Annotated in this window: 13 protein-coding genes and 3 pseudogenes; 10 read left to right on the top strand and 6 right to left on the bottom strand. The window is 66.8% G+C overall.

The window, feature by feature from the left end:
• Positions 1–218 precede the first annotated feature (218 nt).
• Positions 219–1208, bottom strand: coding sequence for an LLM class flavin-dependent oxidoreductase (locus tag NG698_RS03320; RefSeq protein ID WP_252608031.1), 990 nt, complete (start codon positions 1206–1208; stop codon positions 219–221).
• Between the two features lie 274 nt (positions 1209–1482).
• Here NG698_RS03320 and NG698_RS03315 point away from each other — a divergent pair, with 274 nt between their 5' ends.
• The 6 genes from NG698_RS03315 to NG698_RS03290 all read left to right on the top strand — a co-directional run bounded on the left by NG698_RS03315 (position 1483) and on the right by NG698_RS03290 (position 8694).
• A complete protein-coding gene (locus NG698_RS03315; RefSeq protein ID WP_252608030.1) occupies positions 1483–2466 on the top strand; it encodes an ABC transporter substrate-binding protein in 984 nt (327 codons plus the stop codon).
• 141 nt (positions 2467–2607) lie between these two features.
• Positions 2608–3048 (top strand): GNAT family N-acetyltransferase, encoded by a 441-nt coding sequence (locus NG698_RS03310; RefSeq protein ID WP_252608029.1) that lies wholly within the window; start codon positions 2608–2610, stop codon positions 3046–3048.
• A gap of 101 nt (positions 3049–3149) precedes the next feature.
• Entirely contained in the window at positions 3150–3743 is a 594-nt protein-coding gene (locus NG698_RS03305) for a TetR/AcrR family transcriptional regulator (RefSeq protein ID WP_252608028.1), read from the top strand.
• Between the two features lie 76 nt (positions 3744–3819).
• Entirely contained in the window at positions 3820–5358 is a 1539-nt protein-coding gene (locus NG698_RS03300) for an aldehyde dehydrogenase family protein (protein WP_252608027.1), read from the top strand.
• Positions 5359–7002: a GMC family oxidoreductase gene (locus NG698_RS03295; RefSeq protein ID WP_252599197.1), complete on the top strand. Its 1644-nt coding sequence runs from the start codon at positions 5359–5361 to the stop codon at positions 7000–7002.
• A gap of 90 nt (positions 7003–7092) precedes the next feature.
• Positions 7093–8694, top strand: coding sequence for an APC family permease (locus tag NG698_RS03290; protein WP_252599199.1), 1602 nt, complete (start codon positions 7093–7095; stop codon positions 8692–8694).
• On the opposite strand, the gene NG698_RS03285 is transcribed toward NG698_RS03290, so the two are convergent.
• Both NG698_RS03285 and NG698_RS03280 read right to left on the bottom strand, forming a co-directional pair.
• Complete coding sequence (locus NG698_RS03285) at positions 8691–8852, bottom strand: hypothetical protein (RefSeq protein ID WP_252608026.1); 162 nt, start codon at positions 8850–8852, stop codon at positions 8691–8693. The two genes, NG698_RS03290 and NG698_RS03285, sit on opposite strands and share 4 nt — an antisense overlap.
• Positions 8849–9901 (bottom strand): annotated as a pseudogene (locus NG698_RS03280) (LLM class flavin-dependent oxidoreductase); the annotation flags it as partial. The pseudogene NG698_RS03280 and the gene NG698_RS03285, both read right to left, overlap by 4 nt.
• On the opposite strand from NG698_RS03280, the pseudogene NG698_RS03275 reads away from it, so the two are divergent.
• The 4 genes and pseudogenes from NG698_RS03275 to NG698_RS03260 form a co-directional block, all read left to right on the top strand.
• Positions 9893–10180: pseudogene (locus tag NG698_RS03275) on the top strand (hypothetical protein); the annotation flags it as partial. The pseudogenes NG698_RS03280 and NG698_RS03275 sit on opposite strands and share 9 nt — an antisense overlap.
• A 92-nt stretch (positions 10181–10272) precedes the next feature.
• A pseudogene (locus NG698_RS03270) lies at positions 10273–10742 on the top strand (GNAT family N-acetyltransferase).
• Between the two features lie 4 nt (positions 10743–10746).
• Positions 10747–12483, top strand: coding sequence for a helicase HerA-like domain-containing protein (locus NG698_RS03265; protein ID WP_252608025.1), 1737 nt, complete (start codon positions 10747–10749; stop codon positions 12481–12483).
• A 130-nt stretch (positions 12484–12613) separates the two neighbouring features.
• Positions 12614–13606, top strand: a complete 993-nt coding sequence (locus NG698_RS03260) for a hypothetical protein (RefSeq protein ID WP_252608288.1) — start codon at positions 12614–12616, stop codon at positions 13604–13606.
• A gap of 257 nt (positions 13607–13863) precedes the next feature.
• Here NG698_RS03260 and NG698_RS03255 read toward each other — a convergent pair whose 3' ends face one another.
• The 3 genes from NG698_RS03255 to NG698_RS03245 all read right to left on the bottom strand — a co-directional run bounded on the left by NG698_RS03255 (position 13864) and on the right by NG698_RS03245 (position 18471).
• A complete protein-coding gene (locus tag NG698_RS03255) occupies positions 13864–15915 on the bottom strand; it encodes an NHL domain-containing thioredoxin family protein (RefSeq protein ID WP_252608024.1) in 2052 nt (683 codons plus the stop codon).
• Positions 15915–18065 (bottom strand): bifunctional copper resistance protein CopD/cytochrome c oxidase assembly protein, encoded by a 2151-nt coding sequence (locus tag NG698_RS03250; protein ID WP_252599204.1) that lies wholly within the window; start codon positions 18063–18065, stop codon positions 15915–15917. The genes NG698_RS03255 and NG698_RS03250 overlap by 1 nt, the downstream gene beginning before the upstream one ends.
• Positions 18066–18183: 118 nt before the next feature.
• The gene (locus tag NG698_RS03245; protein WP_056341443.1) at positions 18184–18471 is read right to left on the bottom strand and encodes an HU family DNA-binding protein; all 288 of its coding nucleotides are present in this window, start codon (positions 18469–18471) and stop codon (positions 18184–18186) included.
• Positions 18472–18751: the final 280 nt, after the last annotated feature.

Below are 18751 nucleotides of genomic sequence, written 5' to 3'. Positions count from 1 at the left end.
CGGTTCAGTTGAGGGATGTCAAGGGCCCGCCGCCACATTGGTGCTTTCCGGCGGCCGCGTTGGTTCCGTCCTGGCCGGCTTCCGCCGTCACGCAGGGCACGCTTTTGGACCACGACGGCGGCGCCCGCCGCGTGATTCCGGGGAACCCCGCCGTCGGGCTTCCTAAAAGGGTGCTTGGCGTGACGCGGGCGCGCCCCCGTGTGCCGGTGGCGCCGGACCTAGATCCGGGCCAGCCCGGCAACCCCCGCCAGCAGCTCCACGGAGCGGATCCTGGCCTCGGTGCCGGTGTTCTGGTGCGCCACGATGAGTTCGTCGGCGTCGGAGTGCTTGGCGAACTCCTCGAGGTAGTCGTTCACAACGTCCGGGGTGCCGACGGCCGAGTACGTCATCATCTGCGAGACGTGCTGGCCCTGCGGGGAGTCCAGGATCATGTCCGCTTCGTCGTCGGTGAACTCGCGCCCGCCGCCAAAGAACAGACCGACGCGGGCGCGCAGGGTGGCCCGGAAAGCCGCCTGCGCTGCGGCAGCGGAATCGGCGGCGATCACGTTGACGCCGGCGATCACGTGCGGGGCTTCGAGCTGCGCCGACGGCTTGAATTCGCTGCGGTAGAGCGCCACGGCATCCTGCAGGGAGTTGGGGGCGAAGTGCGAGGCGAAGGCGTACGGCAGGCCCAGCTGGGCAGCGAGGCGGGCGCCGAACAGCGACGATCCGAGGATGTACAGCGGGACGTTGGTGCCCTTGCCCGGGGTGGCCTCCACGCCCTGGATCCGCGTGGGACCGGTGAGGTAGCCCTGCAGCTCCAGGACGTCTTGGGGGAAAGTGTCCGCGGACATGGGGTCCCGGCGCAGCGCGCGCATGGTGTTCTGGTCGCTGCCGGGGGCGCGGCCCAGGCCAAGGTCGATCCGGCCCGGGTGCAGCGTTTCCAGGGTGCCGAACTGCTCGGCGATGGTCAGCGGCGAGTGGTTGGGCAGCATAACGCCGCCGGCGCCGAGCCTGATGGTCTTGGTGTGGGCGGCCACGTGGGCGATCAGCACGCTTGTGGCCGATGACGCGATGGCGGACATGTTGTGGTGCTCGGCGTACCAGATCCGCCGGTAGCCCAGCTCCTCCGCCCGCTGAGCCATGGCCACGCTGCCGGCGAAACTCTCCGCCGCCGTCTGGCCTTTGCCAATGGTTGCCAGATCAAGGATGGAGAGGGGAAGCGTCACGTCGGTGCCGGCCTTTCAATGCGTTGCGTAGGGTGGCCGGCCGGGTCGCGGCGGGCACACTGTGGACAACGACGGCGGCGTCCGGGTTATTTCTGCGGCCTGCGGTGGGGTGGCCCACAGTCTCATTTGTGACCGCGGCGGTCGCCCGGTGAACTGCCGTTACTCCCGGTATCGCACCGTTTCGGCGGCCTTTGATCCCGCACCAGCGGTCCCGGATAGTTGCTGCCAAGAACACCGTTCCGTTCCGAAAATCAGCAACTTGCAAGGGGAAACCATGGCGAAAATCAAGACAAGACAGGCTGCCGGTGCAGCACTCGCAGCAGTCACGCTGCTGGCGCTGGCCGCCTGCTCGGACCCGGGCGCGACGGCGGCGACAGCACCGTCGTCGGGCTCTACGGCGAGCGCAGCAGGCAAGACGTTCAACCTGGCCCCGGAGCAGAACCGCGTCAAGGTGACGGTAGATGAGAAAGCCGCCGCACTGGTCCCCGACGCCAACAAGGCGGACGGCAAACTGACCGTAGTCACCACCGGCGGCACAGCCCCGCTGAGCCTGTTCGCCACGGACAACAAGACGCTCATCGGCAGCGAAGTGGACATCGCCTACGCTGTCGGCGAGACGCTGGGGCTGACCGTGGAGGTCCTGCCCGTGGCCTGGGCCGACTGGCCGCTGGGCGTTGAATCCGGTAAGTACGAGGCCGTGCTCTCCAACGTCACCGTCACCGAGGCCCGCAAGGAGAAGTTCGACTTTGCGAGCTACCGCAACGACCTCCTGGGCTTCTACGCCAAGACCGATTCCACCATCGGCGACATCAAGGAAGCCAAGGACGTCGCCGGCAAGCGCATCATCGTCGGCTCGGGCACCAACCAGGAAGCGATCCTGGTGCGATGGGACGAAGAGAACAAGGCCAAGGGCCTCGCGCCGGTTGAGTTCGAGTATTACGACGACGACTCCGCCTCCACGCTGGCACTCCAGTCCGGCCGTGCGGACCTGACGTTCGGCCCGAACGCCGGGGCGGCCTACAAGGCCGCGAAGGACGGCAAGACCAAGGAAATGGGCACGCTCAACGGCGGCTGGCCGCTGACCTCCGAAATCGCCTTCACCACACAGAAGGGAAACGGCCTGGCCGTTGCAGCCCAGGCTGCCCTGAACACTCTCATCAAGGAAGGCAGCTACGCCGAGATTCTGGACCGGCGGGGCCTGTCCTCGGAGGCCATCAAGACCTCCGAACTGAACCCGCCCGGCCTGCCGAAGAAGTAGGGCCGCCAACCACGGAGAATCCCCGTCTTGCTTCAGCGAGGCGGGGATTCTTCGTGTCCCGCCCCACAATGCCTGGCGCGTTCGCTGCGTCTGGCGCTACCAGAATTTGCGGCGCTCCGACGCGCCCCGTTGAATAGTGGAATGCCCCACTCCTACAAGCTCCGCCCCGGCCTCGATACTGACGGCCCGTGGATCGCCGAGCTCCGCGCCGTCGTGATGCGTCCGGACCTTGAGCGGCTGGGCCGCTTTGACCCGGTCCGCGTCCGCGAGCGCTTCCTGAACGGGTTCCAGCCGGAGCACACCTTCGTCGTCGAGGTGGCTGGGCAGAATGCGGGCGTGATCGCTGTCCGCCCGGAGCCCGACGCGCAGTGGATCGAACACTTTTACCTGGCCCCGGAGCATCAGGGAAAGGACCTCGGCGGCGCCGTGCTCCGGCAGGCCATGGACGCGCCCCAGGACCACCGTCCCTTCCGCCTGAACGTCCTCCAGGGAAGTGCCGCCCGGCGGCTGTATGAGCGACACGGCTTTGCGGTGGAATCGGAGGACGCTGTGGACGTATTTATGGTGGCACCGGCCTCTTAACAGATGCCGCGTTCCTGGAGTTCCGGGACGAGGTGGTTGACGATGTGGTCCGCCTGATCCGGAAAATGCACTAACGGCGGGTTTGGCAATAGTCTGGCCAGATGGGGACAAATACCGTGAACTCCGGCGAACAGATCGACAGGCAGTCGCGCATTCTCGAGGCGGCGCTGGATCTGCTGTCCCGCCATGGGATTTCGGGTGTGAGCATGCGGGCCGTGGCCCGCGAAGCTGGCGTCGCGCTCGGCCTGGTGAACTACTACTACGACGACAAGACGAGCCTGATCCGGGCAGCCCTGCGCCGGGTCGACGAGCACGACCTGCTGCTGATGGCGCCCGACCCGTCGTCCGGCCCGGAGGAACAGCTGCGCCAGGCCCTGCGGCGGGTGGCAGCCGCTGACCTGCTGACCACCCGCTACCTGTCCCTGCGCCTGCATCTTTGGGCCCTCGCCCAAGCGGACGAGGGCTATGCACAGATCAACGCCGAGGCCTTCGACCGGTATCTCGACGGCCTCGCTGCACTGGTTTCCAATGCCCAAACGGGTCTGTCATGGGAGACATGCAGGGAGCGGGCGGCTGACATTGTCGTCATCCAAAACGGCATGTGGCTGACGGCCCTTCTCGGCGTTGATGAGGCCTCCATCCAGCGAAGCATTGCCCGCACTGAGCAAATAGCCTTCGCGCCCCTGCAGGAGTAAGCCCCGCTACGTAGCATTGAACGACTGTTCAATAAAAGTATTGAACAGTCGTTCAATCTGCATTACTGTCCTTCGTATGACTTACGCCACACCCCTTCGGGACGTCCCCCAAACCAAAAAAACTGAAACAGCATCCACCCTGTTCATCAACGGTGCATGGGAGCCGGCCGTCTCCGGCGCTGTCCGCGAAATCCGCAACCCCGCCGACGGCGAGGTGGCGGCCACAGTGTCCGAAGCCGGCCGGGAAGACGCCGAGCGTGCCATCGTCGCAGCCCGTGCAGCCTTCGACTCCGGAATCTGGTCAAATGTCCCGGCACCCGAACGCGGCACCTTCCTGCTCAAGGTCGCCGCCGGACTGCGCGAACGCCGGGAAAAGTTCGCCCGCGCGGAGTCGCTGGACACCGGCAAGCGCATGGTCGAAAGCCGCATCGACATGGACGACATCGCCGCCTGCTTCGAATATTTCGGACGGCTGGCCGGGCAGCAGTCGGGCCGCATGGTCGACGCCGGGAACCCCGCCGTCGTCAGCAAGATCGTCTACGAACCCGTGGGCGTCTGCGGCCTGATCACGCCATGGAACTACCCCCTGCTCCAGGCAGCCTGGAAGATCGCACCCGCTCTGGCCGCCGGCTGCACCTTCGTTCTTAAGCCGTCCGAGCTGACGCCGTCCACCGCCATCCTGGCCATGCAGCTGCTGCAGGACCTCGGCCTGCCGGACGGCGTCGCCAACCTCGTGACCGGACCCGGCGCGGAGGCGGGGGCCCCGCTCTCCGAACACCCCGCCGTCGACCTGGTCTCCTTCACCGGCGGACTGGAAACCGGCAAGCGCATCGCCGCGGCCGCCGCCGGCACCGTGAAAAAGGTGGCGCTGGAGCTCGGCGGTAAGAACCCCAACGTGGTGTTTGCCGACGCGGACTTCGACGCCGCCGTCGACAACGCCCTGAACGGGGCCTTCGTCCACTCCGGGCAGGTCTGCTCCGCCGGGGCGCGGCTGGTGGTGGAGGAATCAATCGCCGAGCGCTTCGTCGATGAGCTGGTCCGCCGTGCGCGGGAAATCCGTATCGGAGGGCCGTTTGATGACGACGCCGAAACCGGGCCGCTGATCTCCGGGGCTCACCGGGACAAGGTTGATGCCTACGTCCAGCGCGGCATACAGGAGGGCGCGCGGCTGCGGTGTGGCGGCGCGGCCCCTGAAGGGCAGCAGTACGACGCCGGTTTCTACTACCAGCCCACGGTCCTGGACAACGTGCAGCGCGGGATGTCCGTCGTCGTGGATGAAGCGTTCGGTCCGGTGGTGACCGTCGAGACCTTCCGCACCGAGGAGGAGGCCGTCGCCACGGCCAACGACACCATCTACGGGCTGGCAGGCGCGGTCTGGACCCAGGACGCCGGCAAGGCGCAGCGCGTGGCTTCCAGGCTGCGGCACGGGACGGTCTGGATCAACGACTACCACCCCTACCTGCCCCAGGCCGAGTGGGGAGGCTTCGGCCAGTCCGGCGTCGGCCGCGAACTCGGGCCGACAGGCCTGGCCGAGTACCAGGAAGCAAAGCACATCTACCAGAACACCAGCCCCCAGGTGACCGGCTGGTTCGCTGACCACGGGAAGGAGAACTAGATGCATACAGACAACGTCGAGAACCTCAGCGAGCGCGGGTTCGACTACATCGTCGTCGGCGGCGGATCCGCGGGGGCCGCAGTCGCCGCGCGGCTGAGCGAGGATCCGGACGTGTCCGTTGCCTTGGTGGAGGCCGGCCCGGATGACCGGAACCTTCCCGAGATCCTGCAGCTGGACCGCTGGATGGAACTGCTGGAATCCGGCTATGACTGGGACTACCCGGTGGAACCGCAGGAGAACGGCAACTCCTTTATGCGCCACGCCCGGGCAAAGGTCATGGGCGGCTGCTCCAGCCACAACTCCTGCATCGCCTTCTGGGCCCCGCGCGAAGATCTGGACGAGTGGGAATCCAAATACGGCGCCACCGGCTGGACCGCTGAAACCGCCTGGCCGCTCTACCAGCGGCTGGAGACCAACGAGGACGCCGGCCCGGACGCGCCGCACCACGGGGACTCAGGCCCCGTGCACCTGATGAACGTGCCCCCGGTGGATCCCGCCGGCGTCGCGCTTTTGGATGCCTGCGAGCAGACCGGCATTCCGCGTGCGAAGTTCAACACCGGGACCACTGTCATCAACGGCGCCAACTTTTTCCAGATCAACCGCAGGGCGGACGGCACCCGCTCCTCCAGCTCCGTCTCCTATATCCACCCCATCATGGAGCGCGAAAACTTCACCCTGCTGACGGGCCTGCGCGCCCGCCAGTTGGTGTTCGACGAGCACAAGCGCTGCACCGGAGTGGACGTGGTGGACTCCGCGTTCGGCCGGACCCATCGCCTCTCCGCGCGCCGGGAAGTCATCCTGTCCACCGGCGCCATCGACTCGCCCAAGCTGCTGCTGCTCTCCGGCATCGGCCCCGCAGCACACCTCGTCGAACACGGCATCGAGGTCCTGGTTGACTCCCCCGGCGTGGGCGAGCACCTGCAGGACCACCCCGAAGGCGTGGTGCAGTTCGAGGCCAGGCAGCCGATGGTGCAGGCTTCGACGCAATGGTGGGAAATCGGCATCTTTACCCCCACCGAGGACGGCCTGGACCGCCCGGACCTGATGATGCACTACGGCTCCGTCCCGTTCGACATGAACACCCTGCGGCACGGCTATCCCACCACGGAAAACGGCTTCAGCCTCACCCCGAACGTCACGCACGCCCGCTCCCGAGGCACCGTCCGGCTGCGCAGCCGCGACTTCCGCGACAAGCCCAAGGTGGACCCGCGCTACTTCACGGACCCGGACGGCCACGACATGCGCGTCATGGTGGCCGGCATCCGCAAGGCCCGCGAAATCGCCGCGCAGCCCGCCATGGCGGAGTGGACCGGACGCGAGCTTTCACCCGGCATCGAGGCGCAGACGGACGAGGAACTGCGGGACTACATCCGCAAGACGCACAACACCGTGTACCACCCCGTCGGCACCGTCCGGATGGGCCCGGCCGACGACGACATGTCGCCCCTCGATCCGGAATTACGGGTCAAAGGCGTCACCGGCCTGCGCGTCGCGGATGCCTCCGTCATGCCGGAACACGTCACCGTCAACCCCAACATCACCGTCATGATGATCGGCGAACGCTGTGCGGACCTCATCCGCGACAGCCGGTCCGGCGAAACCATGACCTCAGGAGAAATGGAGCTCACCGCGTCCCTCGCCTAAGCGGCAAGGTCCCGGCGGCAGGGCATCGACCTTCCATGCGCCACGGCCGGCCGGTCATCACTATCGTGCTTTTCTGATTTAGGAGTCCACATGGCGGAACCCAGCAAGAGTATTGATTCAAGCGGCATGGACGAGTTTGGTTATACGCAGACCCTGGACCGGAGCATCGGCAAGTTTGCCAGCTTCGCGGCAGGTGTCAGCTACATCTCCATCCTCACTGGTGTTTTTCAACTGTTCTACTTTGGCTTTTCCATGGCTGGCCCGGCGTACGCGTGGTCCTGGCCCCTCGTCTTCGCAGGCCAGCTGACGGTGGCCCTGTGTTTCGCCGAGCTGGCGGGCCGGTACCCGGTGGCCGGATCGGTGTACAACTGGGCCAAGCGGCTCACCTCCGGGACCTGGTCCTGGCTGGCGGGCTGGCTGCTGCTCATCTCGTCCATCGTGGCGCTCGGCGCCGTGGCCCTGGCCCTGCAGCTCACCCTTCCGCAGCTCTGGTCCGGCTTCCAGATCATCGGTGACGGAACGGGCACCTACGACTTCGCCCTCAACGGCGTGCTGCTGGCGAGCATCATGATTTCCATCTCCACGCTCATTAACGCCTTCGGCGTGAAGCTGATGACCAGGATCAACAGCATCGGCGTCTTTGTTGAGCTGACCGCGGCCGTGCTGCTGATCCTGGCGCTGGGGTGGCACGTAGTGCGGGGGCCTGAGGTCTTCTTCGACACCGCCGGCTTCGGGGAAGGCCACGACCTCGGCTTCTTCGGTGTGTTCCTGATCGGCGCCATGGCCTCCGGCTACGTTATGTACGGCTTCGACACCGCCAGCTCCCTGGGTGAAGAAACGAAGGACCCCAAACGCACGGCACCCAAGGCCATCCTGCGCGCCATCACGGCATCCTTCGTGCTGGGCGGCCTGATTCTGCTCTTTAGCATCCTGGCAGCCCCGGACCTGGCTGACCCCAAGCTCGGGGCGGCCGACGGCGGCCTGCAGTATCTGGTGCTCTCCGTGCTTGGAGGCCCCTTCGGCAAGGCCTTCCTCGCCTGCATCGTAGTGGCCGTGGTGGTCTGCACCCTGGCCGTCCATGCTGCCGCCATCCGCATGATGTTCGCCATGGCCAGAGACAACAACCTGCCGTTCAGCCGGCAGCTCAGCAAAGTGGATCCGGTCCGCAGGACCCCCACTGTCGCTGCCATCGTGGTCGGGATCATGGCCGTCATCCCGCTACTGGTCAACGTAATGCAGCCGGCCATCTTCACCATCCTCTCCAGCATCAGCATCGTCCTGATTTACCTGTCCTACCTGCTGGTCACCTTTCCGATGCTGCGCAACCGGCTCCTGAAGAAGTGGCCGCTTGCCGACGACGGCTCCGAACCCGGATTCAGCCTGGGCAAGTGGGGACTGCCTGTGAACATCCTCGCGGTCCTGTGGGGCGGTGCCATGACACTGAACCTGGTGTGGCCGCGCCAGGAGATTTACAACTCGGTGCCGCCGTTCGAGTGGTACCTGCAGTGGGGCGGGGTGATCTTCGTGGCAGCGGTCGCCGGCGGCGGGGCCCTGCTGTACCGGCTGAAGATCCGCCACCAAACGGGCGTGCTGGCCGAGCACGCCGCGGCCGTAGCAGCCCATCCGTCGTCGGGCTCCGCCCTGCAGTTATCATCGGCTGAAACCGGTGTGGCGGACGCCAAAGTACCTTAGAGGCGCTGCTCCCACACCGTCAGCTGCAGTCTGACCGCGCCACCGTCGGGCACGGCGGCACCGTCCCCAGCGCAGCCGCCGTCGAACACCCCAATGTAGCTGCAGCGCACCGTCCCCCACAGGCGCTGCCACAAGCCGCCGGGGCGGTCCGCGCTCATAAAGCGCGGGCCGCTTCAGCAGCTTCGTCAGCAGTGCGCGCGGGAGTTGCCAGGCCCAGGTTTTCACGCAGGGTGCTGCCCCGATACTCCGTCGGGTAGACGCCGCGTTCCTGCAATTCCGGCACCAGGTGGTTCACGATGTCATCCAGGCCGGACGGGATCAGCCACGGCGAGATGTTGAAGCCGTCCACTGCGCCGACCCGTGCATATTCAGCCAGCTGGTCCGCCACCGCGGAGTACGAACCCGTGAAGGTGTGGCGTCCACGCGGGCTGTGCGGGAGGTGACGAACTGGCGGATGGAGAGGCCCTTGTCCTTGGCCTCTGCCCGCCACTGGTCCGCCAGCTGCCGGGCTTTGGCGCCGTGGAAGCCGCTGCCGCGGGTTTCGGAGGTTTCCTCCACCACTGGATCAATCTCCGGGAACGGCCCGTCCGGATCGTATGCCGACAGCTCGCGGCCCCAGAACTGCTCCAGGTAAGCCACGGCCTGCTGCGGACCGATTTGCAGGCTGCGCACCCATTCCTTCTTCGCCGCAGCCTCGTCAGCTGTGGGTGCCAGGATGAATTCGCTGGCCGGCATGATCTGTACCGCGTTGGCTCCGCGGCCCGCGTTCAGCGAGCGTGCCACGAGGTCCTTGCGGAACTCGACGGCAGCATCAAACTTCGGGTGGGCCGAAAAGATGACATCCGCCTGGCGGGCAGCAAAGTCGCGGCCTTCCGGGGAGTCGCCTGCCTGGAAGAGCGCGGGCCGGTACTGCGCACTTCGAGGCAGCCGGGGCGTCACGTCCACGGTGTAGTGCTGCCCTTCATGGAGCACACGGCCCGCGGTCCCTCCGCAGTTTCCCAGGAATCTGCGGTCCCTCCGCAGTTTCCCAGGAATCCCAGATGCGCTTAGCCGTCTCCACGAATGCTTCAGCGTGCCTGTAACGGTCGGCGTGGTCCAGGTATCCCCCGCGCCGGAAGTTGGCACCGGTCCAGGCGTTGTCCGTGGTCACGATGTTCCACGCGGCACGGCCACGGGAAATCAGGTCGAGGGACGAGAGTCGGTGGCCCGGTCGCTCAACCCGCTGCTGGCGTCGCTGCACCTGTCCGGTCTGGGCAGCGAACAGCAGCTGCTCACGGCGGACGGCATCCACTCCACCGGAAAGCTGCTCGTCTCGGACCGGCACGAGCTGCTGGACGGGCACGGCCGGGCGGGCGGCCGGCTCTTCGGTGTGGGGCCGGGAACGTCCGGCTGGGGCGCCGGCGCCTTTGCCAAGCCTGGCACCAATGCCGCCCCGTTCCGCGAGAACGATGCCCTGGCCAGGACTGTTCTGGGCGTCGCGGCGTGAAAACCAGCATAGGCAGCCCGGCTGCACTGAACCCGGCAGCCCTGAACAGGTCCGCGCTGAACCGGTCCGCGCTGACCGTCCTCAACCTTCCCATGCACGATCCGCGGGTCCGGCCGCTCCTGGATGAGCTGGCCGTGGAATACGACTCCCGCTACGGCGACCTTTTTGGCCGCGGAGACGCTGCCGACGAACTCAACCGCTACCCGGCGTCGGAATTCAAGGGACCGGGCGGTGCGCTGCTGGTGGTCCAGGAAACGGCGAGTCCATAGCCGGCGGAGCTTTCCGCCGGTACAACAACGACACGGCGGAGTTCAAGCGGATCTGGACCCACTCGGCGCACCGCCGCCGCGGCCTCGCCCGCTTCGTCCTGGCGGAGCTGGAGGCGCTGGCGGCCCGGCGGGGCTACCGGCGAGTCTTCCTGACCACCGGTCCGCGCCAGCCTGAAGCAAAGCACCTGTACCTCGCCTCGGGTTATGAGCCGCAGTTCGACCTGGACCAGGATCCGGAGATCATCACGTCGCTCGCGTTCACGAAGAATCTCCCGGCCGCCCCGCTAAGCTAGCGGCATGGCCAACAAAACCACTGCAGAAAAGCTCGCCACCATCCAGAAGGGCTACACCGTGGAAGGTGCCACCATCGAGTTGGGAGCCGCAATTGTGGACGGCGAACTCCACAAGGAAGCCCAGGTCCGCCTGCCGCTGACCATGATGAACAGGCACGGCCTGGTAGCCGGCGCCACCGGCACCGGCAAGACCGTCACGCTGCACATGATGGCCGAGCAGCTGTCCGCGGCCGGAGTTCCCGTGTTCCTCGCGGACATCAAGGGCGACCTGTCCGGCCTGGCCACGGCGGCCGCCGGCAGCGAGAAGCTGAAGGCCCGCACCGACAGCATCGGCCAGGCCTGGGCCGGCAAGACGTTCCCCGTGGAGTTCCTGGCCCTGGGCGGCGACGGCAACGGCATTCCCGTCCGTGCCACCATCACCTCGTTTGGCCCCATCCTGCTCTCGCGTGTGATGGAGCTCAATGACACCCAGGAATCCAGCCTGCAGCTGGTCTTCCACTTTGCGGACAAGTACAACCTTGAGCTGATCGACCTCAAGGACCTCCGCGCGGTCATCCAGTTCCTCACCTCGGACGAGGGCAAGGACGAGCTGGAGGAACTGGGCGGCCTGTCCAAGGCCACCGCCGGCGTCATCCTCCGCGAACTGGTGAACCTCGAAGCGCAGGGCCTGGAACGGTTCTTCGGCGAGCCTGAGTTCGACACCGCCGAGCTGCTCCGGACCGCCCCGGACGGGCGCGGCGTTATCACCTGCCTGGAGCTGCCCACGCTGCAGACCAAGCCGATGCTGTTCTCGACCTTCCTGATGTGGCTGCTGGCGGACCTGTTCGAGGACCTCCCCGAGGCCGGCGACCTGGACAAGCCCAAGCTGGTGTTCTTCCTCGATGAGGCCCACCTGCTGTTCAACGGCGCATCCAAGGCCTTCCTGAACGCCATCACCACCACAGTCCGGCTGATCCGTTCCAAGGGTGTGGGGATCTTCTTCGTCACCCAGACACCCAAGGACGTCCCCGCCGACGTCCTGGGCCAGCTGGCCAACCGCATCCAGCACGCCCTCCGCGCCTTCACCCCGGAGGACGCCAAGGCCCTGAAAGCCACCGTGTCCACGTTCCCGATGAGCGATTATGACCTCGAGGAGACCCTCACGTCCGCGGGGATCGGCGAGGCCGTCATTACCGTCATGAATGAGAAGGGCGCCCCGACGCCGGTCGCGCACACTCGCCTTCGCGCCCCGGAATCCGTCATGGGCCCCAGCACTGAGGAGCTCATCAAGAGCACGGTGGGCGGGTCGGCATTGCTCGCCAAGTACGGGACCGCCGTGGACAACGTCTCCGCCTACGAGAAACTCACCGGCAAGGCCGCTGCGCCCACCGGCGGAGCCGCGCCCGGCGAGCCCCCGGTTCCGGGGACTTCCGGGCAGCCAGGTCCGGGGCAGGCCGGTTCCGGGCAACCACGTTCAGGGCAGGCCGACGTCGACGCCGAGGCCCGCAGGATCGAAGAGGAAATCCTGGGCCGGCCCAGCAGCCGTCCCACGCCGGACCGTGGCGCCGGCACTGATGCGCCCGCGCGGCGTGCACCGGCGCCTGCGGCCCCGGCCGGCGGCGGGATGGTGGGCGACATCGCCGGTGCGCTCGGCGGGGCACTGGGCGGCGGGCTGAAGAGTATGGTCCGTTCCCTGGGCACGCAGCTTGGCCGGGAGCTGCTCCGCGGCGTCTTCGGCACCTCGTCCCGGCGCCGCCGGTAGGCAAAACCGGACGATGTCCCGCCCTGGACTTCCCGCCGTCGGGCATCAGGAAAGCCGCCGCACCCCGCTACACGGGGCGGCGGCGACACCTGTGTTCAGCGGCCTTGCAGGTAACGTAAGTGAAGTGCAGATGAGTCAGGCGTTGGTGAGGATGGCAGCAGGGTGGCTGCTTGGCCTCATGCTAGCCGTGGCCGCGTCCGTCGTTGGGGTCAACGTGGTGAACAATACGGTGGCGAGTCCACAGCAGCCTGTCCGGGAGTATCTGGACGCCCTCCACGAGGGCGACGGCGGCAAGGCGCTGGGTCTGTTGCGGGCCACTGTGCCGCCCAGCAGCGCCGCCATGCTCGACGGCACAGCGCTGCAGACGGCCTCTTCCCGGCTGGCGAACGTCAGCATCGGCGATGCCGAAGAACGCGCCGGCAACCAGGTCATGGTGCCCGTGCAGTACACGATCGATGGCAGCAGGCTTCGCACCGAATTCCTGCTGGAGAAGACCGGCACGGAATGGCTGCTCTTCAACACGTGGGCGTTTGTGCCGTCGCGGCTGCCCACGGTGGGCCTGACAGTGGTGAATGCCAGCGAAGCCAACCTCAACGGCGTCCCGGTTAACATGCCCCAAGGCAGGAATTCGTTCGCCGTGTTCTATCCGGGTGAATACGAAGCCTCCCTGAACGGTGAATACTTTGCCGCGCCCGCCACACGAGCCACGGTGACATCCCGCGATGTCCCGGCGGCTCCGTTGAACCTGCTGACCGAGGCCACCGACCAGCTGCGGAAGGATGTGGGCGCGAAGGTCAAGGAATTTCTGGACACCTGCGCCGCCGAAGCCGTGAAGCAGCAAAAGCTGCAGCCGGACTGCCCCTTCTACTTCGCCAGCACCAACAACGTGGACGACGGCACCATCAAGTGGACCATCACGGAGTACCCGGAGATATCCATCGAGCCCTTTGGCGGCCGCTGGGTGGTTGCTCCCCTCGACGGGAAGGCCAAGGTGGAGGCGGTCCAGCAGAGTTCCTTCACGGGCGTCTGGTCCCCGCTCAACGAAGAGGTGGACTTCAGCTTCACCACCCGCCTGGACGTCGCCGGCGACACCATCAGGGTCACCCCGCTCCTGAGCTACTAGCGCCTGGGCTATCGGCGGGCCTCGTGTCACGCACAGCACGCTTTTGCCACCGGTGGGCGCGCCAGCCCCTGAGTTTCCGGGGTTCCCCTCGCGACCGGCGGCTTTAACCCCGGAAATCCGCGGCCGGGAGCTGCCTCGGCGCGCAAAAGGCTGCCCCCCCGTGACACGAGGGTCACAGAAGGCAGCCTCTGCACACCGGCTCAGCAAGCCGGCGCCGCAAAGCCGTAGCCTCTTGATCTAAACCACGGCGGCGGTGATCAGTCCATTCCGCGCAGGTCCAGGACCAACTCGGTGTCGCCGTCGTCCGTCAGGAGAACCGGGATGCCCCAGTCCTGCTGGTACAGGTGGCAGGCGGCGTGGTCCGGGATTTCGCCGTCCGCGTCCTCCGGGCCGTCGCAGGCCGCGGCGCGGGCGGTGATGTGCAGGACGCCCTCCGGAATGTCGGAAGCCAGTTCCAGCGTGCGGAGCAGCCCCACCGAGGTTCCGCCGCCGGCCACAAGCAGCTCCGGCGGCGTGGAGGAGATCTTCAGCTGCGTGGGGTCTCCCCAGCGGTCGTCGAGTTTCTGCCCGGTGGGCGCGGTGAAACGCACGGTGAGCTCGAGCAGCCCGGGGGCTACCGGGCTCTTGGGCCGGTGGGTCTGCGAGGCGCCCTCGTCCACCTGCTGGGCTTCCTTGGGGATGGGCACGTAGACCAGCTGGTGCTGGTTGGCCTCCACCACTACCAGCAGCGGTTCGGAGCCTGCGGCGTGCGTGTGGTCCACAATCACGTCGGAGGGTTCCGAGAGTCCGCGGGCCAGCGTGGACACGGTCCCGGCGGCGGGGTCGTAGCGCCGCACGGCACCGTTGTAGGTGTCCGCGATGGCAACGGATCCGTCAGGCAGGACGGTGACGCCGAGGGGGTGCTGGAGGCGTGCCTCGGACGCGGGGCCGTCGCGGAAGCCAAAGTCGAACAGGCCCTTGCCCACGGCGGTCTCCACGGTGACCGTGCCGCCGTCGTCAATGACCAGCTTGCGGAGGGCGGAGGTTTCGGAGTCCGCCACCCAGATGTTGCCGTCGGCGTCCTCGGCCAGGCCGGAGGGCTGCGCGAACCAGGCTTCGTGGGCGGGCCCGTCCAGCAGGCCCTCCAGTCCGTTGCCGGCGATAATTGCCACGGCGCCGGTGAGGGGCTCGAAGCTGAAGATCTGGTGCGTGCCGGCCATGGCGATCACCACGGCGTTGAGCTTGGTGGACCAGACGACGTCCCACGGCGAGCTGAGGGACACCTCCAGCGGGTGCTCGCTGAGCTGGCCCGTGAAACCGGCAGCGTCCTCGTCCACCCGGGCGGGGCCGGTTTCCAGCAGGCGCTGCACGCCGTTGCCAACAATCGTTGTGGCCTTGCCGTCCGTGAGCGAGAGTCCCCGGAGGCGGTGGTTGACCGAGTCGGCAATCACGACGTCGTAGCCCGCCTTCGCTGCCACCTCTTCCGGAAGCAGCACGAGGCCCTGCGGCTCGTTGAACCGTGCGGTCGGCTCGACGGAGTCGACGGCGGCGGCCGGGCCGTCAGCGTGGCCCCTGGTACCGGAGCCGAACGTCGCCAGGACGGTCTCGAAGTCGGTGCCAAGCTCCACGAGGCGGTGGTGCCCGGTGTCGGTTACCAGCCAGGAACCGTCGGTGGCGGTATCAGCGGCGGCGGGAGTCCCGCCGTCGGACATTCCCTGGACGCCTGAACCCTGCGCGCCTGAACCGGGTCCGGCGGAACCGCGCCCGGCGGGCAGGAACAGAGCCTTCCCGGGGAAGCGCAGCGTGCCAGAGGTCGCTTCCGGCGCCACGTACGGGCCGGAACCGCGGTGCAGCGTGCCTTTGGCCTCGTGCTCGGCGATCAGCTCGGGGATGAGCACGGCCAGGCCGTCAGCGTGGCCCTCACCGGACAGGTGCGCCACGATGTAGCCCTCGGGGTCGATGACCACCAGAGTGGGCCAGGCGCGCGCCGTGTACGCCTTCCAGGTCTCCAGCTCGGGATCGTCCAGGACGGGGTGGTGGATCTCGTAGCGTTCCACGGCGGCGGCCAGGGCCACGGGATCTGCTTCGTGCTCAAACTTGGGCGAGTGGACGCCCACGGTGACCAGGACGTCGGAGTACTGTTCCTCGAGCGGGCGCAGCTCATCCAGGACGTGCAGGCAGTTGATGCAGCAGAAAGTCCAGAAGTCGAGCAGCACGATCTTGCCGCGCAGGGCTTCGAGGTCCAGCGATTTGCCGCCGGTGTTGAGCCAGTTGCGGCCCACCAGTTCGGAGGCGCGGACCCGGAGTTGGGTGCGTACGGTTTCGCTCATCAGCGTCCTTCCAGCTTTGAGTTGCGTTCAGCCAGTCTGGCATCGCGTTCGGCCAATTTGGCAAACATATCGTTGTAAGCAGTGAGATCGGCGTCGTTATTCCTGTCGGCCGCCCGATCGGTGCGCTTGGACTCCCGGGCATCGGAGCGGGACCACATGATGGCGACGCCGATGGCCACCAGGAGCGTGGGCACTTCGCCGATGCCCCAGGCCACGGCCCCGCCCATTTGCTGGTCCAGGAGAGCGGACGGCCCCCAGGCGCGGCCAAGGTTGCCGAAGTAGTCGGCCGCCAGCAGGCTGGTGCCGCCCATGATGGCGACGCCGAAGAACGCGTGGAAGCCCATGGTCGCCAGCAGCAGGAGCAGGCGCATGGGATACGGAGCGCGGCGGGGCAACGGATCCGTGCCGATCATGCTCAGGATGAAGATGTAACCCGTAAGCGAGAAGTGCAGGATCATGAGCTCGTGGCCCACGTGGTCCCGCATGGCGAAGCCGAACGCGTCCGAGTAGTAGAACAGCACGATGGAGCCCGCGAAGTTGGCCGCCGCGAAGATGGGGTGCGTGACCAGTTGGGAGAACCTGGAGTGGATAAACACGAGCAGCCACTCGCGGGCCCCACGGGTGCCGTCGCCGCGGGCAGGCAACGCCCGCAGGGCCAGCGTCACCGGGGCGCCGAGCACCAGGAAGATGGGGGCCACCATGGTCAGCGCCATGTGGTCCACCATGTGCGCGGAGAAGAGGATCCTGCCATAGACCGACGGCGGCCCTGACGTGATGAAGGTCAGCACCAGGAGGCCGATCACCCAGTTCACGGCGCGGAACCACTGCCACTTGTCGCCGCGTCGGACCACCTTGGCGACGCCCAGGAAGTACGCCACCAGCCCGAAGAGCACCACGGCCACCCAGAGCCAGTCAAAGCGCCATTCCGTCAGCCAGCGTTCCGGCGTCAGTTCAGGCGGCAGCTCGTAGCCGGTGAGGATGAACGCCGGCGACGCGTCCGGCGCAAACGTGGTGGGCTGCGGCGGGGCCGACCGACTTAGGGCCACGGCGACGCCGGAGGTGGCTCCCATAACCATGAGTTCCGCGAGCACGAGCTGCCACAAGACGCGGCGTGAGGACATGGCCGAGCCTTTGCGGCCCAGCTGGGGGATGACCCATTGCCTGTGCATCAAACCGATGCCGCCAAGGACAAGGGTTGCCGCCGTCTTCGCGAGGATCAGTTGGCCGTAGGGGGAACCAAATAGGTCACCCCAGTTGGTGATGCGGATGCTTGCATTGATGACGCCGGAGGCAAAGACGAGCACAAACGCAAAGCCGGCCAGTGAAGAGAACCGCCGCAGCGTTGGCTCGGTGATGTCGGCGGCGGCACCGGGCTTCGAGCCGGTCAGGATTCCGGACAGCAGCGCCAGGACGATGATGCCGCCAACCCACGCGCTGACGCCCACAAGGTGCAGGCCCAGGGAGTTGATGGCGCCTTCGTGGTCCGACGAGCTTGAGGAGTGGCCGATCAGGGCGGCGGGAACCAGCCCGGCCACCGCCAGGATCAGCGTGAGGGCAAGGCCGTCCAGGGATCTGACGCCGAACAGCGCGGTGGTCACCACGGCCGCGATGATGGTCACGCTCAGCCATGCCCGGCCGGTCTCGATGTCCGTCATGAAGTACACCAGCGCGCGGGTGAACTCGGCGTCCCCGCCGACGGCCTGGCCCGCAACGTCTGAGTAAGTAAGGACCAGTACGGCCACCGCCGACAGCGTCCAGGCAGCACCCGCAGCGGCAGCAATGGCCAGGGCCCGGGCGAACGCCGGATGTTCCGGAGCATCGCCTTTGTGGGTCCGGGACCGGGGACCCGCAGTTCTGGGGAGGATGCCGACGGCGAAGATCAGTCCGCCGATCACCGTCGCCAGTGCCACGTTGTGGATGGCCTTGCTGACGGGAAGCCCCCAGCGGACCAGTGCCCCCGGGTCAGAGACCTCACGGGCCGCGGCGGCGCCGGAGAAAAGGAGTGCCGCCGTCAGTCCCAGGAAGAGGGCTGCAAGGCCCGCGAGCTGCCACGGCCGGGAAATCCCCACGACGCCGCCAGCCCTGGCCGGGGCGCCCCTGTCGGGGCCTGGCTGGGGTGCTGTGGGACGGGATTTTGCTGCAGAAGGCACCTATCCATTGTCCGCTACGGGTGCCCGCGCGGCGAATCGGATTAAAGCAGAATCGGCTTAAAGCAAAGGAGCGGCAACCCTGAGGTTGCCGCTCCTTTGCTGCTGTTGCTGAAGAAGACTACTTCTTCTTGGCGACTGCAGCCTTCAGCTTGGAGCCGGCGGTCAGCTTGACGCTGTGGCCTGCCGCGATCTGGATGGTCTCGCCGGTCTGCGGGTTGCGGCCGGTGCGTGCTGCACGGTCGGTGCGCTCAACTGCGAGCCAGCCCGGGATGGTGATCTTCTCGCCGGCGGCGACGGAAGTCTCGAATACCTCGAACAGTGCATCGAGGACGGAGTTGACGGCTGCCTGGCTGGTGCCGGCCTTGCCTGCTACCTCTGAAACAAGTTCACTACGGTTCTTAGCCATTGATGTCCTCCTGGACGGTCACGATTTCTGGAGCCTGAACGCGGCATGCGTGCAAGCCACTGTTCGAAAACTTACCAGCTTGGGCCCCCGAGGTCCGCAAATTCCGCGTGTTTCCGCCATTTTTTGACTAAAATCACCGGTTTTCCAGGGAATTGCGGGGGAATTGCGCCCTCAGCGGACGCTCTCGCAGTTCCTGGAGTGTTCCGCCGGATGCTCTCTCAGTTCGTGCGACGTTCAGCCGGACGCTCTGTCACTTCGTGTGCCGGGTTGTGTGGTGCAC

The sequence above is a fragment of the Pseudarthrobacter raffinosi genome (assembly GCF_023913735.1).
GTDB classification, from domain to species: Bacteria; Actinomycetota; Actinomycetes; order Actinomycetales; family Micrococcaceae; genus Arthrobacter; species Arthrobacter raffinosi.
Note: the sequence above shows the minus strand (reverse complement) of the source record. Positions and strands in the feature narration are given on the sequence as shown.

Bases quoted from the DNA above. Each gene is read 5' to 3' on its own strand.
- NG698_RS03245 (WP_056341443.1), bottom strand. From the start codon at position 18,471: ATGGCTAAGAACCGTAGTGAACTTGTTTCAGAGGTAGCAGGCAAGGCC.
- NG698_RS03285 (WP_252608026.1), bottom strand. From the start codon at position 8,852: ATGAGCGCGGACCGCCCCGGCGGCTTGTGGCAGCGCCTGTGGGGGACG.
- NG698_RS03295 (WP_252599197.1), top strand. From the start codon at position 5,359: ATGCATACAGACAACGTCGAGAACCTCAGCGAGCGCGGGTTCGACTAC.
- NG698_RS03255 (WP_252608024.1), bottom strand. From the start codon at position 15,915: ATGAGCGAAACCGTACGCACCCAACTCCGGGTCCGCGCCTCCGAACTG.
- NG698_RS03265 (WP_252608025.1), top strand. From the start codon at position 10,747: ATGGCCAACAAAACCACTGCAGAAAAGCTCGCCACCATCCAGAAGGGC.
- NG698_RS03310 (WP_252608029.1), top strand. From the start codon at position 2,608: ATGCCCCACTCCTACAAGCTCCGCCCCGGCCTCGATACTGACGGCCCG.
- NG698_RS03290 (WP_252599199.1), top strand. From the start codon at position 7,093: ATGGCGGAACCCAGCAAGAGTATTGATTCAAGCGGCATGGACGAGTTT.
- NG698_RS03300 (WP_252608027.1), top strand. From the start codon at position 3,820: ATGACTTACGCCACACCCCTTCGGGACGTCCCCCAAACCAAAAAAACT.
- NG698_RS03305 (WP_252608028.1), top strand. From the start codon at position 3,150: ATGGGGACAAATACCGTGAACTCCGGCGAACAGATCGACAGGCAGTCG.
- NG698_RS03260 (WP_252608288.1), top strand. From the start codon at position 12,614: ATGAGTCAGGCGTTGGTGAGGATGGCAGCAGGGTGGCTGCTTGGCCTC.
- NG698_RS03315 (WP_252608030.1), top strand. From the start codon at position 1,483: ATGGCGAAAATCAAGACAAGACAGGCTGCCGGTGCAGCACTCGCAGCA.